Annotated in this window: 14 protein-coding genes; 6 read left to right on the top strand and 8 right to left on the bottom strand. The window is 42.8% G+C overall.

Annotated elements, in window-relative coordinates; all coding sequences use genetic code 11:
• The first annotated feature begins 73 nt into the window (after positions 1-73).
• The gene (gene treA / locus AC1DV1_RS13265) at positions 74-1666 is read left to right on the top strand and encodes an alpha,alpha-trehalase TreA (protein ID WP_477359871.1); all 1593 of its coding nucleotides are present in this window, start codon (positions 74-76) and stop codon (positions 1664-1666) included.
• Between the two features lie 224 nt (positions 1667-1890).
• On the opposite strand, the gene AC1DV1_RS13260 is transcribed toward treA, so the two are convergent.
• A complete protein-coding gene (locus AC1DV1_RS13260; protein ID WP_477359869.1) occupies positions 1891-3933 on the bottom strand; it encodes a glycosyl hydrolase family 95 catalytic domain-containing protein in 2043 nt (680 codons plus the stop codon).
• Positions 3934-3947: 14 nt separating this feature from the next.
• Positions 3948-5273: a vanadium-dependent haloperoxidase gene (locus tag AC1DV1_RS13255; protein ID WP_477359867.1), complete on the bottom strand. Its 1326-nt coding sequence runs from the start codon at positions 5271-5273 to the stop codon at positions 3948-3950.
• Between the two features lie 277 nt (positions 5274-5550).
• Here AC1DV1_RS13255 and AC1DV1_RS13250 point away from each other — a divergent pair, with 277 nt between their 5' ends.
• From AC1DV1_RS13250 to AC1DV1_RS13240, 3 genes are all read left to right on the top strand, one after another.
• Positions 5551-6315 (top strand): SDR family NAD(P)-dependent oxidoreductase, encoded by a 765-nt coding sequence (locus tag AC1DV1_RS13250; protein WP_477359865.1) that lies wholly within the window; start codon positions 5551-5553, stop codon positions 6313-6315.
• Between the two features lie 125 nt (positions 6316-6440).
• Complete coding sequence (locus AC1DV1_RS13245; protein ID WP_477359863.1) at positions 6441-7349, top strand: helix-turn-helix domain-containing protein; 909 nt, start codon at positions 6441-6443, stop codon at positions 7347-7349.
• A 108-nt stretch (positions 7350-7457) separates the two neighbouring features.
• On the top strand, positions 7458-8387 hold the full coding sequence (locus AC1DV1_RS13240) for a GyrI-like domain-containing protein (protein ID WP_477359861.1): 930 nt from the start codon (positions 7458-7460) through the stop codon (positions 8385-8387).
• Between the two features lie 6 nt (positions 8388-8393).
• Here the strand turns inward: AC1DV1_RS13240 and AC1DV1_RS13235 are convergent, their stop codons facing one another.
• From AC1DV1_RS13235 to AC1DV1_RS13210, 6 genes are all read right to left on the bottom strand, one after another.
• A complete protein-coding gene (locus tag AC1DV1_RS13235) occupies positions 8394-11732 on the bottom strand; it encodes an FG-GAP repeat domain-containing protein (RefSeq protein WP_477359859.1) in 3339 nt (1112 codons plus the stop codon).
• Positions 11733-11740: 8 nt separating this feature from the next.
• On the bottom strand, positions 11741-15043 hold the full coding sequence (locus AC1DV1_RS13230) for a VCBS repeat-containing protein (RefSeq protein ID WP_477359857.1): 3303 nt from the start codon (positions 15041-15043) through the stop codon (positions 11741-11743).
• A 73-nt stretch (positions 15044-15116) separates the two neighbouring features.
• The gene (locus tag AC1DV1_RS13225; RefSeq protein ID WP_477359855.1) at positions 15117-16664 is read right to left on the bottom strand and encodes a RagB/SusD family nutrient uptake outer membrane protein; all 1548 of its coding nucleotides are present in this window, start codon (positions 16662-16664) and stop codon (positions 15117-15119) included.
• Between the two features lie 10 nt (positions 16665-16674).
• Positions 16675-19587 (bottom strand): SusC/RagA family TonB-linked outer membrane protein, encoded by a 2913-nt coding sequence (locus AC1DV1_RS13220; RefSeq protein WP_477359853.1) that lies wholly within the window; start codon positions 19585-19587, stop codon positions 16675-16677.
• A gap of 567 nt (positions 19588-20154) precedes the next feature.
• Positions 20155-21765, bottom strand: coding sequence for a DUF6377 domain-containing protein (locus tag AC1DV1_RS13215; RefSeq protein WP_477359851.1), 1611 nt, complete (start codon positions 21763-21765; stop codon positions 20155-20157).
• Between the two features lie 238 nt (positions 21766-22003).
• Positions 22004-22993 carry a LacI family DNA-binding transcriptional regulator gene (locus AC1DV1_RS13210; RefSeq protein WP_477359849.1) on the bottom strand — a complete coding sequence of 330 codons (990 nt, stop codon included), beginning with the start codon at positions 22991-22993 and terminating at the stop codon, positions 22004-22006.
• A gap of 299 nt (positions 22994-23292) precedes the next feature.
• On the opposite strand from AC1DV1_RS13210, the gene AC1DV1_RS13205 reads away from it, so the two are divergent.
• Both AC1DV1_RS13205 and AC1DV1_RS13200 read left to right on the top strand, forming a co-directional pair.
• Positions 23293-24063 carry a DUF6377 domain-containing protein gene (locus AC1DV1_RS13205; RefSeq protein ID WP_477359847.1) on the top strand — a complete coding sequence of 257 codons (771 nt, stop codon included), beginning with the start codon at positions 23293-23295 and terminating at the stop codon, positions 24061-24063.
• Between the two features lie 43 nt (positions 24064-24106).
• Complete coding sequence (locus AC1DV1_RS13200) at positions 24107-25459, top strand: MFS transporter (RefSeq protein ID WP_477359845.1); 1353 nt, start codon at positions 24107-24109, stop codon at positions 25457-25459.
• The last annotated feature ends 11 nt before the right edge of the window (positions 25460-25470 follow it).

The following is a 25470-nucleotide window of genomic DNA, read 5'->3' as shown; positions in this document are numbered from 1 at the left end:
CTTAAAAACATTAAATTTATACACTATTATGAACCCACTGCCTTACCCTTAAAAAGGCGCATCGATATATTAAATGAGAAGACTTTTTTTACTCGCGTTTTTATTTTTCACCATTAGCGTTAAAGCACAAACGCTAACACCACGGCAACAATTTCCGGGCTTGTTTGAAGCAGTTCAGCTTGGCCAGATTTTTCCGGATAATAAAACTTTTGTAGATGCTGTGCCCAAGCAGGACCCGGCCATGATCATGAAAGCCTACCAGGATGAAAAGGATAAACCCGGCTTTGATATTAAAACATTTGTACTGGCACATTTTGATATGCCGGTATCGCATAACTCGTTTCAAACAGATATTGAAGCGGGCATCCGCAAACATATTGATACATTATGGCATGTTTTACAGCGCCGGCCAGATGAGGCTAAACCATTTTCATCGTCACTGGCTTTGCCAAACCCCTATATAGTACCGGGTGGCAGGTTCAGGGAAATTTATTACTGGGATTCGTACTTTACTATGCTGGGCCTGCAGGAAAGCCACCAGGTAAAGGTGATTCACAATATGGTTGAGAATTTTGCTTACCTGATTGATAAATATGGCTTTATACCTAATGGTAACCGGGCTTATTACCTTACCCGGTCACAACCGCCATTTTTTGCCATGATGGTAAACCTGCTGGCCAAAAACGAAGGGGAGAAAGTATTGACCCATTTCAGGCCGCAGTTAATCAAAGAATATCTGTACTGGATGCAAGGCTGGGAAGGTTTGGCTGCTAACCAGGCCTCGCACAGGGTTGTAAAGATGGCAGACGGCGAACTTTTGAACCGCTACTGGGACGAGAGCGACCAGCCGCGCGAGGAGTCATTTGTACAGGATGTAACCGCCGGCAAAGAAACCCAACAACCGCTGCCACAATTTTACCATAACATCAGGGCGGCAGCAGCCTCGGGGTGGGATTTCAGCACGCGCTGGTTTGATACATCGGGCAAGCTGCCAACCATACAAACCACCAACCTGGTACCGGTCGACCTGAACTGTTTGCTTTATAACCTTGAACTTAGCATAGCCCGCAGCCTTAACCAAATTCAAAACGCCAAGCTGGCCAAGCTATACCGCGAAAGGGCCGCCCACCGTAAAGCCGCTATTTTGAAGTACTGCTGGAACCAAAAAACGGGCTGGTTTGATGATTACAACTGGCAGCTAAACCAGCTATCAAACATACCTACCCTGGCTGCCGAGTTCCCGCTTGAATTTAAAATAGCAACTGACGAGCAGGCCCGCCTGGTAGCCGAAGGATTAAAGAACAACTTCCTGAAAGCCGGTGGATTGGTTACCACCCTTAACTTTTCGGGCCAGCAATGGGATGCCCCAAATGGCTGGGCGCCATTACAGTATATGGCGATTGATGGCCTGGAGAACTACCACTACAACGCCCTGGCCAAAGAAATTGCCACGCGCTGGCTGCGGTTAAACATCAGGGTATTTAAACAAACCGGCAAGCTGCTTGAAAAATACAACGTGGTTGATACCAAACTTACCGCGGGCGGCGGCGAATACCCGTTACAAGACGGCTTCGGATGGACCAACGGGGTGCTGCTGCACCTAATTAACCGGTACCATATTGATACCGAACATGAAAGCAAAGATTTGCCGGAGAACCAGAACTGATAATTGTATTATTCGTCCGTCGCGAGGTTTCAACTCGTGACACAATCTGGCTGTAGCTTTTAGCTGCACCGCGTTCAAATTAAGTGTATTTTATGGTTTGGTAAACGTAAGCTTACTCCAGGTTTACTGACGGGTTACGCTATGCTAACCCCGCGGGAGAGAGAAAATATATTTCACCTGTCGCGAGGTTTTATTTAGATGTTTCAACTGTGTTATTGGTAATATTACTTAATAACATAAGTTCGCTTATCCATCCCAACGCCGGTTATCTTTAGCGATTTCCAGTTGGATGGCAGCTTGCTTTTTAACTGTGTAATACCTGCGGGGGTTATATCCAACCCTCCGAAACCCATGAGTAAGCTTTGGATAATACCGCCAGCGCCTGTTGCAAAATAGGGATTGGTACCACCCTTGGTTTCGGCAATTACGCGGAATGGCGGGTTAAGGTTTGGCTCGTAAGCGTCCTTAAAAAAATGATATGCTTTATCGCCATTACCCAGGCGGGCATATAGCAGGGCAAAAACAGCCTGGGTCATGGCCGGGGTGCCTTCGTTGGGTACACGGGTTTCGTAGTATTCCAGGTCTTTTTTAATCTGGCCGGCATCGGCTATCGTTTTCAGCGGATAGGCCAGCAGATTAACATCTGCTTGCTTAATACCTTCGCCGTTGTAGGTGGCATGTTCGCGGGTTACACCATTATCCATTTTCAGGATGGGGATATTTTGCGCTACCAGCTGCCAGTCGGCATCCGCTTTTTCGCCCAATATTTTGGCAGCGGCGGCAGCGTTTTGCAGGTTGGCAATGGCGACAGCATTGGTAAAGGCATTGTTATCAATATTTTCGGCCCACTCATCGGCGGCTACTACATTTTTGATATCATAATGCCCGGGGCCGTTACGTTCAACCCGGCTTGCCCAAAAATCGGCAGTGGCCGATAGTATGGGCCAGCCTTTTTCTCGCAGCCATTGTTTGTCTTGGGTTACGCAATAATAGTTCCAGGCAGCAAGGGCAACATCGGCAGTAATATGGTGTTCAAACGGACCGCTCAAGGCCCAAACAGGGGTTTCTTCTACCCCGCTGTCGGCACTTTCCCAGGGGAACATCGCCCCTTTATAACCATGCGAAAAAGCATTTTTACGGGCGGCATCCAGCCGTTCAAAACGATATTCAACCATAGATTTGGCAATTTCGGGGTGCAGCACCAGCATAGCGGGATACATCCAGATATCGCAATCCCAAAAAATGTGGCCGTTATAACCCAAACCCGAAAGTCCCATTGGCGACGGCGAATAAGCAGTACCCGCACGCGAAAACGAATACAAATGATAAAGCATGCTATGGACATCCTGCTGCGCCTGCGCATCACCTTCAATCTGGATATCGCTGGCCCAAAGGTCGTCCCAGGCTTTGTTGTGGAATTTGATCAGGCGGTCGCGGCCTTCCAGTTTGGCAAAAATAGTGAGGCGTTCGGCCTCGTTTAAGGGATCAGCATGGTGTGCCGAAGTTATGGATGAGCCTGTAACCGCGTATTTATAAGTTTCGCCGGCGGCAATAGCCTTGCTAAATTTCATCAGGTGCATGTTATTATCCCACATCTCGTGAATAATGCGTGGTTCCTGGCCATGCGGCTCGTTAAATAAAAACGAAGTGGAGGCACATAACTGCATTTTGCCCGTTGGGCTTTTTGCTGTAGATGTTAACAGGCTGATGGTTACATGCGGCCTGTCAATCTCGTTGTAATAGTTTTGAACTTCCTTTAAGGCATCCGGCGCTTCCATTACGCTGGCCGATGTTATATTGATGGCCTTTTTGGCAATAACGGCCACATCCATCAATACGGTAAAAGGCAGTTGGCGCAAGGAGTAGTAAGTATATTTGATGGTTGCTTTATCACCATAATCAAACATGGTGGTAAAGGCTGCATGCTGCATATCCAGTTCCTGCTTAAAATTGCTGATATTTTTGGCATCAATGCGTCGGCCATCAATTTCCAGGTACATGTTCAGCAGGTTAAAACTGTTTAAAAAATTACTTACCCTGCCCCTGCCGTACAGGTCATATGCCCCTGCCAGTACCACATTTTTTACCTTAAAAGGCTCGGGGGCCGATACAATACCTATCATCCCGTTGGCAACGGTGATGCCGTAATAATTCGCCGGGTCTATTTTGTCTGCTTTAACCGTCCATGGGTCGGCACCCTGGGCATTTGCTGCAACAGGAACAACAAAGGCCAGCAACATCAGCCATTTTGATAGCTTATTCATCATCAATATCGTATATATTATTTTTTCAATTGCAGTTTTTTCACCACCAGCTGCCCAATTTCGGCGCCTTGTTTATTGCCCACAACACAGGCGTTTTTAAAGTGGATACCGCCCAATACCCGCGACATGGCTGCTGACTTCGCGGCTTCCCTGAATGACTTGAACGATAACGGCGCTATCCCAAATTCCATCTCCGACGAATCGGTATAGGCAAAATTATCGCCAAACTTGCTGGTGAGTACCTCGGCCGCAGCCGATGATATTACCGCGTGCCCGCTGCTGTATTCCGGGAACGGCGGGGTTTGGATATATGGCCTCCAATCAGGATTAATGTATTTGGTAATAATAGTTTCGGGGCGTACATAGTTTGAGCGGTATTTTAAATACCAGCAATTGATAAAACCATCAAATAAGGCAATGGCAGTTTCGGCGTAAACACTTACCGTGGTGTTAAAATCAAGCTTTTTGGCACGCGTAACTGTCCCGGTAATATTCATCCAGTGGCCTCCCGGCGAAAACTTTTTGGTGGCAAATGAGGCATGGCCCACTACGTTCAGCTTAAATGCGTTGTCGTCCCAAAAATCGGCCTGGTGCTTTTGTTCGGTGGTCAGGCTGTCAACAATATTTTTCACTTCAAGCGCCTGCAGGTAAAACCTTCCGTTTTTGTTTTCAACATCAAAAGCCGGAGGATCTGCCGGGATTAATTGCGAAGCGGAATCCAAAACCATTGGCCTTATCTCGCCCCAGTGTGCTTCCAGTGCCTGGGCATACATAGGCGGCGTCGGGATCCAGCGGCCATCCTGCTGTTTTACCGTAAATTTACTTGCCGAACGGGTTTTTAAATAGTTATCGCCCTTGCTCCATTTCATAACAGATTTGGCCACCTTATTGGCATAATTCACCGATCCTTCAAACAGATCATTGGGCATGCCGGCATCTTTTGCTTTTTGTTTAAGCCCATCTACATACTGGTCCATACTGCCTTCCGGAAACGTTACCGCATTACCCACAAAGCAAAATGCCAGCAGGGATGCAAACTGGTAATCAACCGTGGTATCTTTTGAGGGCTTTGGTGTTGGCGGCAAATGTTTGATTTGGCCGGATAGCGACCTGAAATGCGCCGGATCGCCGGCCGCGATAACCTGGTAAGCCGCAATGTTGGCATACACATAATTACGTGAAGCAGTAACCGGCGGAAAGTTATTTTCCAGCACTATATCGTTCAGTTTCTTCACGGTAACACGGTACAGTTCAGGATCGTGCATTATTTTTTGGTACTCGGGCTTTTTGCAGGAAGAGAGTAAAAATAGCCCGCCTGCAATACAAAATAGAAAGAATCTCATAAATTATAAAATAGGTTAAAAAACAAGCCGGACAGAGCGTATAATCCTGCTGTTTTTTGCATTGATTGACAGCTAATATAGGCTTTTATATCCTATAGTCCGGCATATAAAAAGGGGTTTTTACGCGATTTTTTGGTGCAATTTAAGCTATCCGAATTTAACCAACCATTACAAGGCGGCAGCATTAATATCATTTGAATTGTACAAGTAACGGATTGATTGTTACAAACAGTTGTACCGTCAATATTGCCAATTTTGGATCATAAAAATTATCAAAATGGAGAGTAAAAATAAAATAGCCTTAGTAACCGGTGGCAGCCGTGGCTTAGGCAAAGATATGGCGCTTCGCCTTGCCGAAAAAGGTATTGATGTGATACTTACCTACAACAACAAATTGGCAGAGGCGCAAGATGTTGTTAATCAAATTAAACAAAGCGGCAGAAAAGCGGCAACGCTGCAACTAAATACCGGCGACATTAAAAGCTTTGGCGCTTTCACTGACCAGGTTAAAGATATATTAGCCAATACCTTTGGTGTAGGCCGGATTGATTTTTTGATCAATAACGCGGGCATAGGGGGATATAAATTGATTGAAGAGGTTACTGACGAGTTTTTTGATGAGCTGCTGAACATTCATTTTAAAGGCGTTTATTTTTTAACGCAAGGTATCATCCCGCTGATGAATGATGGTGGGGGTATTGTTAACATATCCAGCGGCTTAACCAGGGTGTCTTTTCCACGGTCGTCGGTTTACGCTGCTATGAAAGGCGCTGTTGAAGTATTTACCCGTTACCTTGCCAAAGAGTTAGGTGCCAGGGGTATCAGGGCCAATACAGTTGCACCCGGTGCGGTAATGACAGATTTTGGCGGCGGTCACTTCCGGGCAAGTGAGGAAACACAAAAACAAGTAAGCTCGGTAACCGCATTAGGCAGGCCGGCTGTAGCCGAAGATATTGGCGGCGTAGTAGCCTTTTTGTGTACAGACGATGCGCGCTGGGTAAACGGGCAGCGTATTGAAGCTTCGGGCGGCATGCTTGTATAATAAAACTTAATAAAAAGCAGGGCGGTACTTGATGGAACAGTGCGCCCCTGCTTTTATCTGCCGCTAATGGCAATTGCTGATACCAATGCATTAAATTGCTAACTTTAAATTTCGGAAAAAGCAGCATGATCACCAATACATCCCTCGAAGATTTTTACCACCGGAACGGCGCACCTTTTCATAATGGGACAAGTAAAGAGATCGGCCATTTCAATGTGTTTGAAGCCGAAAAATTGTTTGATAAAACGACAGGGACAAGAACGATGCCCTATAGCCGCAGGGCGTACTACAAAATTAGCTGGTTAAGAGGCAAGAGCAAAGCCGAGTATGCCGATAAGGTAATAGATATACAGAAAAACGCCCTCCTGTTTGCCACGCCCAAAATCCCCTATCGCTGGCTGCCCGAAGATGGTAACCAAACCGGCATGTTTTGCATTTTCACACCTGATTTTCTTTCGCCCGGCAAATCAGCGGTATTGTTGGATGAATTGCCCATATTTCAACCGGGGCAAGTACCGGTTTTCCAGGTTTCTGAGACAGAAATAAACGAAATTGAATACATTTTCAGGAAAATGCAGCGGGAGCTTGATGCCGATTACCAGTATAAATATGACCTTTTACGCACCCTGGTTTTAGAACTTATTCATTACGGGCAAAAACTACAGCCCATGCTGGCCATAAGTACCGCGCAAAACGCGTCTGAACGGATATCTTCCCTGTTTATCGAATTGCTGGAACGACAATTCCCGCTTGAGCCTCCACACCAAAAACTTGGTTTACGAACCGCCAAAGATTATGCCGACCGCCTGGCTGTGCATGTTAATCACCTTAACAAGGTACTAAAAGAGGTTACAGGCAGTACCACAACCGAAATTATTAGCAACAGGATTATACAGGAGGCCAAAATACTGTTGAAACAAACCCATTGGAGCGTAAGTGAAATTGCCTATGCACTGGGTTATGATGACCCTGCACATTTTTCTAAATACTTTAAAAAACAAACTTCGTTTACACCTGTGGCGTTCAGATCGTAGCAAAAAATGTTCGCCTGCTTTTTATTGGATATACCGCTGCTTATTTACGTTTCAAATGCTGTGCATTGATCCATTATCTTTAAATTTGGATGCCCTTTTATAGCCCAAATGAAGAAAACTGTACTGATCATTTTAGCTGCGATTGTAATTATTGCTGCCCCTATATATTTTATAATTCCATCTACCTTAGCTGTAAGCAACCAATTAACTGTTGAAGCATCTGACGGCGTGGTAGCTAAATTCCTGGTACACCAGCACCGTTGGGAAAAATGGTGGCCGGGTACAAAAGTTAATGAAAAACAGTTTGCTTACGAAGGCGTACAATTTACCATTAATAAAACCACCAACAGCGGTGCAAATGTTGATCTGCAACAAGGCAATTTCAAACTTGATGCCGACATCAGTTATTTAGCCGAAGATTTCGCGGCCAAAATATCTTTGCAGGCACAAAGACAAAGCAGCATGAACCCGGTAAAAAGGGTAATGGATTATTTTGCAGCGCGCGATCTTCAAAACAAAACAGGGCAGGTTTTAGCCCGCTTTAAAACATTTTTAGAGGATCAGAAAAACGCCTACGGTTATAAAATTTACATAAATAAAGTAACAGACCCGTTTTTACTGACAACAACCGCAAGCGCTGCTACCTACCCCGACATGCAAAGTATATATAGCAGTATCGAAAACCTAAAAAAGGAAGCTATTGCCAAAGGGGCCAAAATGACAAATTTCCCGATGTTGAATATCACCCAGGTGGGCAGTAAAGAATACCAAATTAGCTATGCTATCCCAATTGATAAAAAAATAACTCCGGGTAAAGGATCGATTATCAACAACCTGGTAATGGGCGGCAATTTACTGATAGCCGATGTAAAAGGCGGCCCAAATACAGTGAACGATGCATTTGAAGAAGTGAGGATTTACATGAAAGATCATAAACTGATAGCCCCTGCCATGCCCTTTGAATCCATGGTGACCGATAGGTATCTTGAAAAAGACACTTCAAAATGGGTTACCAAAATATATTACCCCATATTTTAAAGGCGATTATTGGGTAACCAACATCAGCCTGCCATCATAGGTTACAATCAGGTAATTGGTAGATGTTGCTCTTTTTATAGTACTGATGTACGGAAGCTCCTGGAAATTAAAAGCCGCGTTTACCATATAGCCGGGTGCCGAAAACTGTTTTTGCGTTTTATCATAATGCAAACCAACCAGGCCTAAAGCATCGTATTTACCTTCGTAAGGTACCACACCCCAAAAGTTGCCGTTCAACAACAAATCCCCGGCTTTATTATTCGCACGCATAATGGAGCGGATGGGTGCCTGCTGGTATTGATAGGGCAAAACTTCAAATTTGGTAGCATGCAACACATCGCTTACAAAAATACTACTGAACTGATTTGCAGTTAAACGGCTTTCCTCGTCCAGTTTATCTTTAAATATTTCGGCGGTGGTTTTATCGGCCATTTTTTGGTAGCTCAGCCATTCCTTTTTCAGATATGGTAGCTCCTGCTCCAAATCGTTTTTAGGGCGAAATGGATAGTATAGTCCTTTTACGCAGTAGGATAGTATCAAGTCGTTTTTGCCATCCTTATCCAAATCGTTATTGTAAGCATATAATGGTTGTTCTGGCGATACATTGTATTTATTGTTGGTACCCCAGTTTCCTGCTACCAGGTCGGCTTTGCCATCACCATCCACATCGGCTACCATTACCGATTGCCACCAGCCTTTTTGGCTATCCAGCACTGGCGATGAAAATTTATTCAGTTTTTTACCATCATTCAAAAATAGCTGTATCGGCTGCCACTCGGCGGTAATTACCAAATCGGGTTTCCCATTGTGGTCAATATCAGCTGTAACTATATCCGTTACGTACTGAATGGCAGTAATATCGTTATATTGTTTATCATGACTCACCTCGAAAGCCCCGTTACCTTTGTTGATCAAAATGGTCGACGGTCGCGATGCGGTATAGTTGGTATAAGAAATGCTGCCTGTTAATAAAACATCAGTCTGTCCATCTCCATTAAAATCAAACACGGCTATTTTAGCAGCTTGATTAACTATTTTGGGTAATGCCTTATACTCAAACTGGAAATTTCCTTTATTAATGTACAACCGTGGCGGCAGCAGCTTATCGCTTTCCTGTAAGGGGTGATTGGTGCTAATCACCAGCAAATCGGGTTTGCCGTCATTATTAACGTCGGCCCAAACTGCCTGGCCATCGCCGTAATCTTTAACCTGGTTAAATTGCGGCACCACAATTTTGGTATAGCCTCCGTTTTTGTCGGCTGCAAGCAGGTATTTTTCCTCGCCGGCAAAGCCGCCCACGTAAATGTCATCAATACCATCGCCATTCACATCGGCTACAGCAACAGCAGGCGTGTGCGGCAAATAAGTATGCGGCAATAACGAATAGTAATTAAAATCGGGCGTATCAAACGGCTTTAACTTTGCCAATAACTTAGCCTGAACCGGCGTATAATCAAAGGGTTGCTTATTACTGATAAATGTATTTATTACCGACGACACATCACCCGTTGATTGCGTTTGGGTGCTATCAAATTTCATTATCGTTTTAATCCCGGGCTTAAAATCCCTGATTAACTGCCAGCTGTTGTCCGGCCACACCACCAATAGTTCTTCGGGTTTATCGTTAGGCAAAAAAGTAAAAAGCAACTCGTTGCTCAGGTTGCTGGCGTAGGCATTGCTGGTTTGAATTTCCTGGTGATCCAGCTGCTTACCCGATTTCAGGAAAAACTTTGTACCAATACCATCCGGATTGGCTTTAGTATATTTAACAGCATATTTCAAATATGCCGGCTTATCCGTCCCCCTACCTTCCATGGTGGTATTATCGTAAATGTAAGCCTGCTCGTCCATGTTGTTGGTTACAATTTCCAGGTCGCCGTCATTATCCAGATCCACCGCTACTGAGCCCGCCGAAATAGACGGCTTTTGCATATCATTGGTAAAAGATGCATCGGTAAATTTCAGCAGGTCATCGCCATGGTAAAAAAAGTTGTGCACAGCACCATCGGGCATCATGTTTACCTTATCCTTATCAAATACACGGCTGGTTTTATATTCCTGTATCACGTTGGGGTTGCCCAGGTATTTCAGGTAATCCATATCGTTAAGCCGTTTTTTTATGCCRTTGCTAAAAAACATATCCTTGCGGCCATCCATATCGAAATCCTGCACCAGGGGCGACCACGTCCAATCGGTAGCCGATACGCCGCTGTACAAACTCATATCAACAAACTTATTGCCATTGCCAACATTAAGCTGCAGGCAGTTTTTTGAATACTGGTAATAATAGCCGGCATTAACCTCCTGGTTGTAAATATCCAGTGGCTCGTCGTTAATTGTCGACCGCAGCGCTTTCAAATCCTCGGGCAACATATCGGTGGTAAGCACATCCAGGTGCCCGTCTTTATTGATATCGCTGATGGTGTTACCCATTGAGAATAAGCTGGTATGGCCGAAAGCATTTTTTAACTGTTCTTTAAAAGTGCCATCGTGCTGGTTGATGTAGTAATAATCCTGTTCAAAAAAATCGTTGCTTACATAAATATCGTCCCAGCCGTCATTGTTCAAATCGCCAACGCTAAGGCCAAGGCCATAGCCTATTGGTGCACTGTAAATGCCCGATTTTGCCGTAACATCGGTAAAATGCCCATTGTCGTTCCTGAAAAGATGGTCGCCTGCATCGTGGCTGTACTTAAACCTTAAGGTAGAATCGCCGTAGGTATCATTGCTATGTACCGATGAGGTGAGCAGAAACATATCCAGGTCGCCATCTTTATCATAATCAAAAAACGAAACCTGGGTTGAAAAGCCTGCAAAATCGAGCCCGTATTTGGCAGCAGATTCGGTAAACGTCAAATCGCCGTTGTTGATATAAAGCTGATTTTTACCTTTGAAGCCTTTATAGCCCGATACTACCGATACGTAAATATCTTTAAGTCCATCGCCATTGATATCAACAACCGTTACACCGGTTTTCCAGTTACCGGTACCCGCTACGCCCGCTTTGGCAGTAATATCTTCAAATTTTAAATTGCCTTTGTTAAGGTATAGTTTATCGGAACCCTGGTTTGATACAAAATACAAATCCTGCAGACCATCGTTATTAAAATCGGCAGCAGCTACACCCGCCCCGTTGTAGAAATACAGGTAATCGAGAATATTAACCGAATCGGAAACTGTATTTACGTTAACAAAATCTAACCCGGTTTCATCAGCAGGCAACAATTTAAAAACGCCCTCGCCTGCCTTATTAGGCTTACAGGCCGATAGCAAAACCATCCCGATAAAACAGCTCCACAACAAAAACTTCGCCGGCAATGATCTGTATATTTTGTAAAACAACATTTTAAATATTAACGGAGTTTATAAGCTTTTAAAGGTTCGTCATTGATGCCAAACAGGTAGTATTTGCCTCCCGATGGATTTTTTATAGCCAGCGATGATCGCACCTGACCACGTAAATCAAACCCTGTTTTTGCCGGTGGCAAATAGGTAAAGCCATTTTTGTTATATTGATAAACCAAGCCGCGGTTGGCATCAAGCCGACCTATTTCGGGCTTAAAGCCATAAAAATTGCCGGCTAAAATTATTTTAATGTTACCGGCGCTACTCATATCATCGCACAAAATGGTGTTTACCATAGATAACTGTGCATCGGCAGGTAACAATTTACAGGTAAATTTTTTGCCGTTATTTAAAAATACGGCCGAGGCTAAAAAGTTCATTTCGTGGGTTTCGGCGCCTTCCAGCATCTCGGGGGTAAATACTTCATTAAAAGGTTTACCCGCATAATCCACATATTGTAAAAAGCGTTTTTTCAATATCGGCAGTTGTCCAACCAAATCGGGTTTCATATGAAAAACGTAGCTGACATCATCGCCGCGGTACATAGATGTTACGCATTCTTTTGTGCCATTGTTATCAAAATCTTTAATATAAATCTTCATCGGCTCGGTAAACGATGCCCTAAATTTGGCATTTAACCCAATGTTGCCGCCAATAATATCCAGATGGCCATCACCATCAACATCGGCTACTTCCAGGCTGCTCCACCAGCCCTTGTAATTTGTCAGTTGGGTATCTTCGGTAAATTTACCCTTGTTGTTCCTGAAAATACGGATGCCCATCCAATTACCGGCTACTATCAGATCCGGGTAGCCATCTTTATCCAGGTCGGCCCATTTGGCCGATGTAACCATGCCCAGTTTGGTATCCTGCCCTAATACCGAAGCAGATACATCGGTAAAATGGCCATTACCATCGTTATGAAAAACGTATGATTTTGGCGAACAGCCATAAAGTCCGGGCACACTCCTGCCGCCAATAAACAAATCGGGGTGGCCATCGCCATCATAATCGGCCGATACGATCATCGACGCGTTAACCCCTGCATGTAAGGTACGGCTTGCATCACGATGGAAGTTCCCTTTGCCATCGTTTTCATAAAACCTGGGAAAATACACCGGTGTGCCTGCTTCATCGGCATTGCCCCCTACTCCAATGATGAGGTCCTGATCGCCATCACCATCAAAATCGGCAAATACAGCGCCGGCATTTTCAAGGTAACTTTGTTTAGCCAAATCATCGGGGATGGTTTGTTTAAAGCTGCCGTTTTTTTGTTGTATGTAGATAGCCGCCGCCCCGTTTTTGGAACTGCCAAAATAAAAATCAGTTAAGCCATCGCCATTTACATCGGCGCTTGCCATGTAAGGGTTTTCGGTGGATAGCATTTGCAGCATCAGCCGCTCGTTATCAAAGTCGATAAAATCATCCTCCTTGTGCCTTGGGATGCTATCAAACACAGCTTTGGTTACGTCGGCAAATAATGATTTGGTTACCGTCTTGTTCCAGTTATAATTAAGGTTTGCGTTGGCCTGGCTGCAGGTATAAACGCTATCGCCCTTAAGATTTTTAATGAGCTGATATTTACCGCCCGGCCATATTACCTGGAGCGAATCGACCTGTTTAAATTTACCTATACCAATAGTGAGCAAATTGGGCGATGTGCAGCTTTGAAAACCACGGGTGGGCTGATTGTAATAAATAAGCGCGCTGCCTTTCATAAAGGCTTTGATGGTTGTGCCTACGCCAAAGGTATTTAACCCGGTGCCTTTTAGTTTTAGTTGAATACGGTGATTGCCATTTTTTTCGGCATTACTTTTATAAACGTATACAGGCATGTTTACGTTATTAACCACCAGGTCGTTATCACCATCGTTATCAAGGTCGGCATAGGCGGCGCCGTTGCTGAAGGATGGCTTATCCAAACCAAAATCGGCTGCCTTATTGCTAAAAGTAAGGTTGTGATTATTGAGATAGGCGTAATTTGATAAAGGGGTTGATACCATTTTATCAGTAAAATCCTTAAAATCAAACTTTTTACGACCTTCTGCTATCTTGGCCATGTTATCGCGATTGCCCAAAAATTCGATATAATCCTGGTCGGTAAGGTCTTTGTAAATTCCGTTGGAGATAAAAATATCTTTCCAGCCGTCGTTATCCATGTCAAACATCAACGCTCCCCAGCTCCAGTCGGTAGCGGCTATACCCGAGTAAAAAGCAGTTTCAGAAAATGTTCCGTCGCCATTATTTACCTGCAGGCAGTTTTGCATGTACTGGTTATAATAGCCATCGTGCTGTTTGGCCTTAATCACATCGTATGATTCAAACGAGGTCATTTTTTTGAGGCGCTTATCGCCTTCGGGTAGCATCTCGGTAGTAAAAATATCATATTGCCCATCGTTATTAATATCGGCAATATCCGATCCCATCGAGGCCAGGCTCAGGTGGCCGGTCTCGTTTTGGATGTCCTCTTTAAAAGTCCCGTTTTTTTGGTTAATGTAGAGGTAATCGCGTTCAAAAAAATCGTTAGATACATAAATATCCGGGTAGCCATCCTGGTTAACGTCGGCCACGGATACCCCAAGGCCAAAACCTATATCGCTTGAAAAAATGCCGGCCTGTTGCGTTACATTGGTAAAATGGCCCCCATCATTACGGTACAAACGCGCGCCGCCCAGCGGATCAACTACGGTACGCAGGTTTTTGCTGAAATCAAAAGAGCCAATTGGCCTGAACGAGTTATTCAACACAAAGCAATCCAGGTCGCCATCGTTATCGTAGTCAAAAAATATGGCCTGGGTTGATAAACCGTTATCTACCAGGCCATATTTTTCGGCCTCTTCCTTAAACGTACCATCGTGCTGGTTAATAAATAGTTCGTTCCCTTTTTCTTTACCACGGGCGTTGCCGCTGTGGCAAACATAAATATCCAGCCATCCATCACCATTAATATCAACCATGGTTGCGCCGGTGCTCCAGTACTTGGTGCCTTTTACCCCAGCTTTGGCCGTAGCATTTTCAAATTTCCAGTCGCCTTTGTTTATAAAAAGCTGGTTGCCCCCGGTATTTGAAGTGAGGTAAACATCATTTAGCCCATCGTTATTAACATCGCCAATAGCAACCCCGCCACCATTGTAATAATTGCGGTAGCTAAATACATTGGTACGGTCCTTATCGGTTAACTGGTTTATAAAAGTTATGCCTGTTTCATCGTTAGGTTGTAAAGAAAACAACGTGTTTTTTTGACCGCCGTTACAGCTCCATAATACAACAACTCCTGCAAAAACAAAGGACCACTTTTTAAATAGCATCATATAATTGGCAAAAAACAAACGTAGCGGAAATTTTCCGCTACGTTCTGTTATAAATCAAATAAACCCCAATATATTAATAACCTGCGTTTTGTTTAAGGTTAGGGTTGGTATCCACAGCACGCTGAGGAATAGGGTATAAAGTTCTTGTTTTATCAGTTTTATTAGGGCGCTGATCAACCGGATCATTGAATTTTTCGAAACGGATCAGGTCATTCCTTCTCCATCCTTCATAATAAAGTTCGCGGCCACGTTCGGCTAATATATTGGCTGCTGTTAAAGCCCCCAATGCAGTAGCACCACGCGTTGTTCTTAAGCTGTTAACAATACCCAAAGCTGTTTGGCCGTTAGGATCGGTACCACCGCGCATAATAGCTTCAGCTTTCATCAATAATACATCAGAGTAACGTAAAAGGATGTATGTATTTGTAGCATAATCATCATTTACAGAACCATCTGGTTTAGGCTGAGGGAAATATTTAATAACCCTGATACCTTGTGCCTCTGTTGAATAATTTAAGTTAACATCCGGAGTAAAAATCAATGGAGCACCACCACGTTGTTTTAAGGCAACATTTCCGGGACCGTATTGCTGGCCGATAAGGAAACCTGTTCTTAAACCATTGTACTCGGTTAGTTTTGGATAAGTACCACCAACACGCTCATCGCCGGCCTCAAAGCTGTGATAAAAATCGGCAAGGGTTGTAAAACCATTCCAGCTGCTTGGGCTTTGGTTGTAGTGCATACCCATTCTCCAACGGTTGTGGGTATTTGCCGGTGCATTTGTAGAGGTATTGATACGACCGAAGATGATTTCGGTACTTAACGTGGTGTTATCCCATGAAAAGTTATCAAAGTATTTGCCAGGACCATTTAAATGGAAACCTGCTGCGGTTACCGCGTTGCAATAGCCTATTACTTTGTTCATATCTGCCGCATCAAAAGTAAACGGACCGCCAACGGCTGTTGCTTTGTATACAGCTTTATTAAGGTAAACCTTAGCCAAAAGCGCCTGTGCAGCGGCTTTGCCGGCATGGCCAATGTCAGTAGGTGTGCCAAGGTTAGCTTCTGCAAATTCCAGATCTTTAATGATAAAATCTGTTGCTGCGCTACGGTTATAAACTGTAGGGATCGCATCTACCGAACCGGCAGGGTCTCTGAAAGGCGCCTGGCCGTAAAGATCAACTACTTCAAACATAAAGTAAGCCCTTAAAAAACTGGCTTCGCCTTTTACCTGGTTGGTTACACCAGATGCGTTGATAACCTGTGTAGCACGGTAAACACCTGTATTCAGCTCATCCCAGGTATCATTTACCTGGTTGTGAAATGCATCCCAGGTGTGGGTATGCAATTTACGCCATGTTCCAAAATCGCCCCAGTCAGTTCCCCTTGTTGGGCCCATCATTTCATCTGTCGGATGCTCTTGCAAAGCGTAAGTATTGGCCTGGTTTGATTGTCCGTTTAATTGCGAGTATACGCCACCAAGGTCACCGGAAGATCCATTACTTGCCGCCCTTACTTCCTTTGAACCATAAACCTTTTCATTCAGCTTTGTACAACTCATTGAGGCAAGCACAAGTGCTGCCAGGCAGGTTGTTCCAATTTTTATTGTTAATTTTTTCATATCAATATTTTTAAAATCCTGCATTAATTCCAAAAGTGTAGGTACGTGCCTTTGGATAGCCGGTATAATCAATACCTCTTGATGGCACGTTGTTAATTTGTTTGTTAACGTTAATTTCGGGGTCAAGTCCTTTGTAGCCTGTAATTAAAGCCAGGTTTTGTCCGGTTAAGCTAAACCTAAGCGTTTTAAATATTTTGCTGTTTTTGATAGGGAATGTATAACCAAGGTTAACGTTTGATACACGTAAAAAGTCGCCTTTTTCTAACCAGCGGGTTGATACCTGGCCAGAGTTTAACGCATTTTCGTTAGTGAAAGCTACATCGTGCGATACGTTGTGGCCTGTAAGCAAGCTACCTCTGTAGAAGTAAGCGTTGGCAGTGTTATCATACACGTAGAAACCGGTAACCGCATTTAAGAAAACGCTTAAATTCCAGTTGCCATAAGTAAAGTTATTGGTTAAGCTGGCGGTAAACTTAGGAAGCGCGCTGCCTTGCAAAGTCTGCACGTCAATACCATTAGGATAAATACCAAAACCATCTTTATCTAACCCGTTGTATTGGGCCACTTTAAATGTGAACAATGGATAGCCGTTTTGGATAACCTGCGAGAACGCACCAGAAAGACCCTGACCGTTGATAGCTCCTGTTTGTACAACACGACCTGTAAAGTTCTGCACGTTGTTTTTCAGGAAGGTCATGTTATAATTAACATCCCATTGAAATTTTGAACTTTTAACAGCTTCAAGGTTTAAACCAATCTCTAAACCTTTGTTAATAACATTACCTGGTAAGTTAATCCAGATACCGGGAGCTGCTGTAGGTTGCGGGAACGCATTGAAAAACAAAAGGTCTTTAGTGCTTTTGTTAAAGTAATCAATGGTACCTGACAAGCGGCCACCAACAATTGTGAAATCAATACCGGCGCCGTAAGCAGTGGTTGTTTCCCATTTCAAATTAGGGTTAGGGAAGTAAAGCTGGCTGCTGTTACCTGCCAAATCTGTTTGGAATACAGATAATGACTGATAAGCAGGGAATTCCTGGTTACCTGTTTTACCGTAATTTAAGCGCAGGCTTAAATCATCAAATAAGCTTTTAGGAGCAAAGCTTTCATTAATGATTTTCCATTTAAGTGCCAAAGCCGGGAAAGTAGCGTATTTATGGTTCGAACCGAATTTAGATGATCCGTCGGTACGTACTGTAGCAGTCAATAAATACTTGTCTTTATAAGAGTAATTTAACCTTGCATAATATGATTGCAGTTCAGACTTGGTTGTATCGCCAAAAAGGGGAAACCTGTCTTTAAAATCATTCATATTTTTCACCAATACGTTTTTCGTAGAAGTTTGGGTCCTGATATCAATAAGGCTTTTGTTGTTGAATACCTGGTATGAATAACCGCCCAAAATAGTAAATGAACTGTTATCGCTCCATTTCTTTTCGTAGGTTAAGGTTTGCTCAGTGATCTGGCTGCTCAATTTCACAGTTTGCAAATCGCCCTGGCCAATTCCGGAAATTGAAGGAACTGTTTTGCCCCTGATGGTGCTGCTGCTGGTATAACCTTGAATAGTTGGATCATAAAAGGTAGTGCGTTTTGCCAGCGAGTAATCATTACCAAAAGTACCGCGATAGCTTAAGCCTTTGGCCAATTTTACAGTGATGCCTATATTACTAAGTAACCTGTTCACATTGTCGCTGTCATAGGTGTTATTCAACATATCAACCGGGTTAAGGTTGCTGCCATCAAAGTAATAAGTACCGTCGGCATTCTTAATCGGGTAGGTTGGGTTAAGGCCAATTGTAGCACCAATTAAACTACCCTGGAAACCAGCATCGTTGGTTACCGGGGCGTATTGGTTTTTCACATTTGAACCAGCCAGCGTAAGGTCTAATTTTACGACATCTTTAAATAACGACTGGTTGGCGTTCAAGTGACCGGTTAAACGTTTTAAACCAGATTTTTTGATGATACCATTTTGGTCATCGTAACCAAACGAAGCCCTGTAGGTAAAACCATCTTTAGCACCACCGAAACCAAGGTTAACGGTTTGCGAAACAGCTTTGCGAAAAATCTGATCCTGCCAGTTAGTGTTTGCACCTTTATTAATGGCGTTAGCATCGGCGCCTACACCCGCAACAGCCTTCAAAAAGTCGGGGCCATTCAGGATATCATAACGGCTTGCAGGGGTACTTAATGAAGTATTTTCTGAAAACTGGATACCTTGTCCTTTACGGCCTTTCCTGGTGGTAATTAATACTACACCGTTGGCGCCACGTGAACCGTAAATTGCCGAAGCCGAAGCATCCTTTAATATAGAGATGTTTTCGATATCGTTAGGGTTCAGGAAAGATAAAGGGTTCCTGGCCGATGACATACCAATAGGGCTTGAGCCGCTTGACGCAGCATAGCTATCATTTGATACCGGCACTCCATCAATTACATACAAAGGATCGTTACCGGCCCTGATAGAACCTGTACCGCGGATATTGATAGAAGCTCCAGCGCCTGGCTCACCGCTTGACTGCGTTACTGTAACACCGGCAATACGGCCCTGAAGTAATTGATCGGGGGTTGATATAACACCCTTGTTGAAATCTTTGGTACTAAGAGAAGCTACAGAACCTGTTGCATCTTTTACCTTTTGGGTACCATAACCAATTACCACTACTTCATTTAATGATCTGCTTGAAGTTTCAAGGCTTACATTAACAGATGTGCGGCCATCAAGGTTTACAGTTTGGCCAACGTAGCCGATGTAAGAGAATTTAATTGCGGTAACGTTACCGGCAACAGATAATTTGTAATCACCATCTGCGGTTGTAATGGCGCCACCCGTAGCTCCTACGGCGGTTACCGATACTCCCGGAAGTGCTGATCCATCTTTCTTGTCAGTTACTTTTCCTGTGATTACTTTGTTCTGGGCCATTGCTGCGACCGAGAAAAAGACAAATACAGCAAAGAAACATACTTTGAGTAAGTGTTTAAATTGCATAATTACTGAGATTTAGTTGAATTGGTTTAATTAACTGGTTTAGACTTTTTTGGCTGATAAGATAACCTTTCAAATTAGCGGCCGGCATCTCTTCAAGTATTTTTTAGTTGAAACCTTGATGAAAAAATACTTAATTAAACGTTAAAAATTCTCGTTTAAAACCAATTAACATGGCGTCAATGAGAACTTAATTAACAATACCGGCTACTGAAAATGTAATGGTTTATAATATTACACCTGAAAATCTTATGCAATTTAGTTATTAAAGCAGTAGAAAAATGTGATGTGGGGCACAAGATTGGCAAAACGCTGATAATTTTAAATTTATATAAACATTTTCGATGTTTTTATTTTTTATTGGTCTAGTTATCAGGAATTTAAAAAAAAATAGAACTATAAAAATATAAAGTTTTTATTACCTCTATTTTAACAAAATCCGGTACTAAATTATCCAAAAATTGCTTTTTGAACTTTATAAATGCTTATCGGGACATCTAAAAATTAACTGATGTCAAATGGTTTGATATTCATGATGCGTTGTTCAAATTGTTCGGGGTGCAGTGATTTGGCTTTGATGCGCATTTTATAAACGTAGATGGTATTCACCGAATATTCTAATATTTTAGCAATAGTATCGTTATCGGCAATACCCATTCTGATAAGCGCGAATATTCTTAAATCGGTATTCAATAACTCATCTTCCTGTGGCCAAATCTGATCCTTCTCGTCAAACAGGCTGTTGAATACGTTAATAAAGTTTGGAAATATTTTCACAAAAATATGGTCAAAACTATAGTATAAACTCTCACGTTCTTTTTTAATATCTATATTATTGATGAGCGAGGTAATGGCATCGTACTTTTTCATCGAAATTTTAGCTTCGATAGAAACCTTCAGGTTCTCGAGCTTTAATATATACCCCGATATCGCTTTAAAAAATTGCCCGATATACTCTTCCTTAATTTTGGCGTCTACCAGTAGCTTGCCGTTTATATCGTTAAGCTGTACATTTTTCCCTTCAATTATCTTTTCCTTGGTTTTTAGTTTTTTAAGCTGTTTTACAATCATCACCAGGAAAAATAMCACCAACAATGCCAGGGCAGTTAATGTAAGCAGCAGGATCAGGAAGCGGTTTTTTTGATGTTCGGAGTTATTAAGTTCGGCGGCGGCAATAATTGGCAAAATAGACCCTATCTGTATTTTTCGTTGCCTTGCGCCATAAAAATCGGCATCTTCTTTAGCCAATTGTATAAAACTGTAAGCATCTTTTATATTACCCTCTTTATATAAAAGGTCGGCCAGGGTATAAAGAGCAACCGTTTCACGGGTAGATGACTTAATATCGGCGATGGCCGATTGAATCATCAGGTTAATCCCCTCTTCTTTTTGATTATCCTGCAGGTAAATCATCCCTAATGAGCAGGAAACCATTGCTCTTAAGTGCATGGTTATCACCATGTCTTTTTCAAGCAGCTTACCAAACCAAACTTTACCCTGAATGTAGTTACGTTCCTGCAGTTTTTGTAAACCCAGCAGGTAATTACGGCTCACAAAGTCATCGCCGCAAAAAGATATTGCCGAATCAATAGATTTATTGCCGGCTGTAATGTAACCGGGTGTAAAATATTTATCGTTGCTATAATTAGCTATATCGTAATAACACCTGCCCAAAAAAAAATAATAGTCAATTTTGGCAGGGTTCTCCAAAACCTTAACATCAACCTTGTGCAAATAATCAAAAGCTTCATGAAACATGCCCGATGATAGCAGGATGAATGCCATTTTTACATAGCTATAATATTCGCCCTGCTTATCGCCCCGCTGCTTACTTAAGCCTATCATCTTATCCACGTAAACATAGGCCGAATCAAACTGGTACCCCTTATACTCGCTGTAAATGCTGTTTAATGTAGAAAACTGCGCGTCATAATCATCTTTGGATAGCCTCGATCGGTATAATTTCAGCTTGTTAATCCGCAGCTCTTTAGTATGCTCGTAAGTGCTTTTTTTTCCAATCTCGGTTTTTAATTCTTCAAGTAAATTATTTGTAGTATCAGATGCAAATGTTGACAAAGAAGTTAATAACAATAAGAAACAGAAAAAATACTTCATGCTTATATAATTCAAAGGTTTAAACAAATTGGTTAACCCGCCCTCCATGGAACAATATTCAAGTAAACTGTAACCGCATAAAAACAACTCCGGTACAGGTCTTCTTTTTATTTTACTACTATGAAATTGAAATTACGGGTTTATATCTCAAAGATATATAAAGGAGCAGTCTTTACGGCTTACTTTATTAACATAATTAAACACTACAGGCGTATTGGCAAGCTGCTCTGGCAACGTATTAAAGCGAGCCTCCCTCTACCAGGGCGGAGTTAATTTTCATCTCCCGGGTACCTGTATTTCCAGCTATGCATGCCATCATTTTTACAAAAGCGCTTTTTGCCAGTTTAAAGCCGCTGGTTTCAATATAGGTAATTTGCGGATAATAAAATGTGGGTACCTGGCCCTCACTTATAGCTATAATACCTATATCGCCAGGTACATGTAACTGTAAGGTTTGCACAGCTTTCATCACCCCTATCAATATCTCATCGCTCATGCAAAATATGGCATCCGGCTGCTGCCGGGCCAACTTACTCATTATAACCTCAAAAGATTCATTTATTGAGCCAGCATGATGAATGGCTAACCTGACTTCGGGATTAGCCGCCCGCAATGTTTCGGTAAAAGCAGATAGCCGTTTTTTGGTGATAGATAGCTCCTCATTGCCAAAAACGGCCAGAATATTTTGTTTGTTTTTGGCTATCAGTGTTTTGGCAGCTATGGTTGCTGCCCTTACATCATCAACACATATTTTAATACAGCTTTCGGCTGCGGGTACTTTATCAAAAAAAACAATAGGGATATGATGATCGCCTTGTTTAAAAAAGTTGTTAATATCTGTGGTTTTGGTAGTTATAGAAATAAATATGCCCGAAACCCTCGCCAGCCGGCATCGTTTCAGGTTTTGCTGCTCTATCAACGGGTCGTCGCCAGATTGCAGCATCATTAACGAATAACCATACAGCCGCACCTCTTCTTCGAGCGAGCTGATGAATGATTGGTAAAAATCATTGGCAATTGTGGGTATAATTACTGCCAACTCCTTGCTTTGGTTAGTCCGAAGATTAATTGCGTAGGTGTTAGGCTCGTATTCTGCAATGGCAGCAAGTTCTTTAACCTTTTGCCTGGTTTCTTTTGAGATGTCCGGATGATCTTTAAGTGCCCGCGAAACTGTGGAGATACTTAAATTAAGCATCTCGGCAAGTTTTTTTAATGTTATATCAGGCATGGGGTTGGCTGTTGGTAATCGGCAATTAAAAGTAGTACATTTTTTCGATTTCAATTTATCTATATCCTTTTAACGCGTTAAGCAACGCTTATGCACTCGCACTCATTACTTTCATCCAGCATTATGGCCGGCGTTTCCTAACTATTTTTCAACAACAAACATTATCGCAAACGTTTGCGGGCTGTTGCAAACCTTATTCTGGTTGTGGTGTGTATAAAACGTGAAAGCTAAACCTTACTTTTAAAAAAGTATTACCAATTATAACCTGTTACCTTTTTGCCAGTTAAATTACCAAAGACATGAGCATATATCATACTGCCTCCGTTTTTTCATTTTTTTGCTATACTTATCTTTTTGAAATAACCAGTACTGCTTTTTTAAAAGATATACCTGCGCTTATACTTCACCCCTCCTCATCATACACCGTTTTGGCTATAGCCCTCACGGTATCAGTATTGATATCGGTTACCTCTATATGCAGAGTTTTTGCATTATCAAAGCAAACAAAGTTGCAACAGGATGTTATAGCGGGGCAGCAATCGAGGCTACTTAGTTTAAACACTATAATAGAGCAAAACGGCCAAAGTAAAGCCGACCACATAGGCCACTTTGTTTGCCTGGTATCGGACTATATTACCAAATTTGAGAAGCTGCACCGAAGCATAAAACGCAATACCGACGTAAAAACCTACCGGGATATACTGCCATTTTTCAATGAAACAGACATTAAACAGGAACGCAAATCGCTTTGCCGCGACTTTGACAAGTACTTTTTAAAAGCCTTCCCCAATTTTGTTATGGAATTTAACGCAATGCTGAAAAAGGACGACCAGATATGGCCAAAACGTATCGGCCAGTTAAATACCGAACTGCGCATTTTTGCCCTCATGAAATTGGGCATTACCGATTGTGAAACGATTGCTGGCATCTTAGAATATTCGGCCAATACCATCTACGTTTATAAAATGCGCATCAAGGCCAGGCTCAATGTACCTGCCGACGACGCTGATGGGGTTATGCTATTCAAAGCTTCATTTGATGAAGCCGGCCGTTACGTCAAATCCGCTTAAATATGCCATACTTTCTTAACTTATTACCATTTAACAACCATCCATGTCCATTTTAAAACCCCGTTTAAGTTTCTGGCAAATCATTAACATGAATGTCGGTTTTTTTGGCATCCAGTATAGTTTCGGACTTCAGCAAACGGCTATAAATCCCCTGTATACGTTTCTGCATGCCAGGCCCGAAGATCTGCCACTACTCAATTTAGCAGGGCCAATGACAGGTTTGCTCATCCAACCGCTTATTGGAGCGCTGAGCGACAGAACATGGCACCCGCGCTGGGGCCGGCGTAAACCTTTCTTTTTAGTAGGCGCCATTTTTTGCAGCCTTTGCCTTTTTGCGTTCCCCTTTAGCAGGGCGTTATGGATGGCTGTTGGTTTACTTTGGATATTAGATGCAGCTAATAATACAGCCATGGAGCCTTACCGCGCATTTATAGCCGATAAGCTGCCCGAAAAGCAACGGGCCTTCGGCTTTTTAACACAAAGTTTTTTTACAGGCCTCGGTATTACCCTGGCCAATTTATCGCTTGGCTTTTTTAAAAACATCATATCGGGCAGTACAAAAACCAGCGATGGGCAATCAGGTATCCCCTACTGGGTTTTCGGGTCGTTTTTTGTGGGCGCCATCTGCTCCATAGTTTCAGTCGTTTGGTCGGTTACCACCACGCCCGAGATTCCCCCTACTGAAGCCGAACTGACCGAACTAAGGAGCAGGAAGAAAGGGCTTTTTGAACCTATAAAAGAAATTTTTGCAGCCATTAAACATATGCCCGGCATTATGTGGAAACTGGCACTGGTATACCTTTTTCAATGGTATGCCATGTTTTGTTACTGGCAGTTTGTATCGTTAAGCATAGCAAAATCGGTATTTCATACCACCCCCGATGGTAATAAGGAACTGTATGAGCAAGCCGTTGTATGGGCCGGCAAAGTAAACGGATTTTATAACATAGTTACCTTTTGCTCGGCATTCGGCCTGGTTTGGCTTGCGCAAAAATTCAGCGCAAAATATGTACATATAGGCTGCCTGCTCATGGCGGGTGTAGCCTTGCTGATATTCCCGCACCTTACCGACAGGAATTTGTTGTTTGCGCCAATGGTGGGTTTTGGTATAGCCTGGGCCAGCATGATGGGCGTACCTTACATTATGGTAATAGGCAGCATCCCCAAAGAACGGTATGGCGTTTACATGGGCATCATCAACATGATGATTGTTATACCTATGATATTACAAACCATTAGCTTTGGCTTTATTTATAAAAATTTCCTGGGCGATAACCCATTAAATTCCATCACTTTTGCCGGGGTATTATTATTAATAGCAGCTACAGCTACCATACGCATTAAAAAAGATACCATAACAGATGATGTAATAGTACCAGCCGGGGCCGGGCATTAATTATATTTATA

It is taken from the genome of Mucilaginibacter sp. P4_D1 (assembly GCF_056401935.1).
Note: the sequence above shows the minus strand (reverse complement) of the source record. Positions and strands in the feature narration are given on the sequence as shown.

Excerpts from the sequence above, each read along its gene's own strand:
- treA (WP_477359871.1), top strand. The coding sequence starts at position 74 with ATGAGAAGACTTTTTTTACTCGCGTTTTTATTTTTCACCATTAGCGTT.
- AC1DV1_RS13260 (WP_477359869.1), bottom strand. The coding sequence starts at position 3,933 with ATGATGAATAAGCTATCAAAATGGCTGATGTTGCTGGCCTTTGTTGTT.
- AC1DV1_RS13255 (WP_477359867.1), bottom strand. The coding sequence starts at position 5,273 with ATGAGATTCTTTCTATTTTGTATTGCAGGCGGGCTATTTTTACTCTCT.
- AC1DV1_RS13250 (WP_477359865.1), top strand. The coding sequence starts at position 5,551 with ATGGAGAGTAAAAATAAAATAGCCTTAGTAACCGGTGGCAGCCGTGGC.
- AC1DV1_RS13245 (WP_477359863.1), top strand. The coding sequence starts at position 6,441 with ATGATCACCAATACATCCCTCGAAGATTTTTACCACCGGAACGGCGCA.
- AC1DV1_RS13240 (WP_477359861.1), top strand. The coding sequence starts at position 7,458 with ATGAAGAAAACTGTACTGATCATTTTAGCTGCGATTGTAATTATTGCT.
- AC1DV1_RS13230 (WP_477359857.1), bottom strand. The coding sequence starts at position 15,043 with ATGATGCTATTTAAAAAGTGGTCCTTTGTTTTTGCAGGAGTTGTTGTA.
- AC1DV1_RS13225 (WP_477359855.1), bottom strand. The coding sequence starts at position 16,664 with ATGAAAAAATTAACAATAAAAATTGGAACAACCTGCCTGGCAGCACTT.
- AC1DV1_RS13220 (WP_477359853.1), bottom strand. The coding sequence starts at position 19,587 with ATGGCCCAGAACAAAGTAATCACAGGAAAAGTAACTGACAAGAAAGAT.
- AC1DV1_RS13210 (WP_477359849.1), bottom strand. The coding sequence starts at position 22,993 with ATGCCTGATATAACATTAAAAAAACTTGCCGAGATGCTTAATTTAAGT.
- AC1DV1_RS13205 (WP_477359847.1), top strand. The coding sequence starts at position 23,293 with ATGAGCATATATCATACTGCCTCCGTTTTTTCATTTTTTTGCTATACT.
- AC1DV1_RS13200 (WP_477359845.1), top strand. The coding sequence starts at position 24,107 with ATGTCCATTTTAAAACCCCGTTTAAGTTTCTGGCAAATCATTAACATG.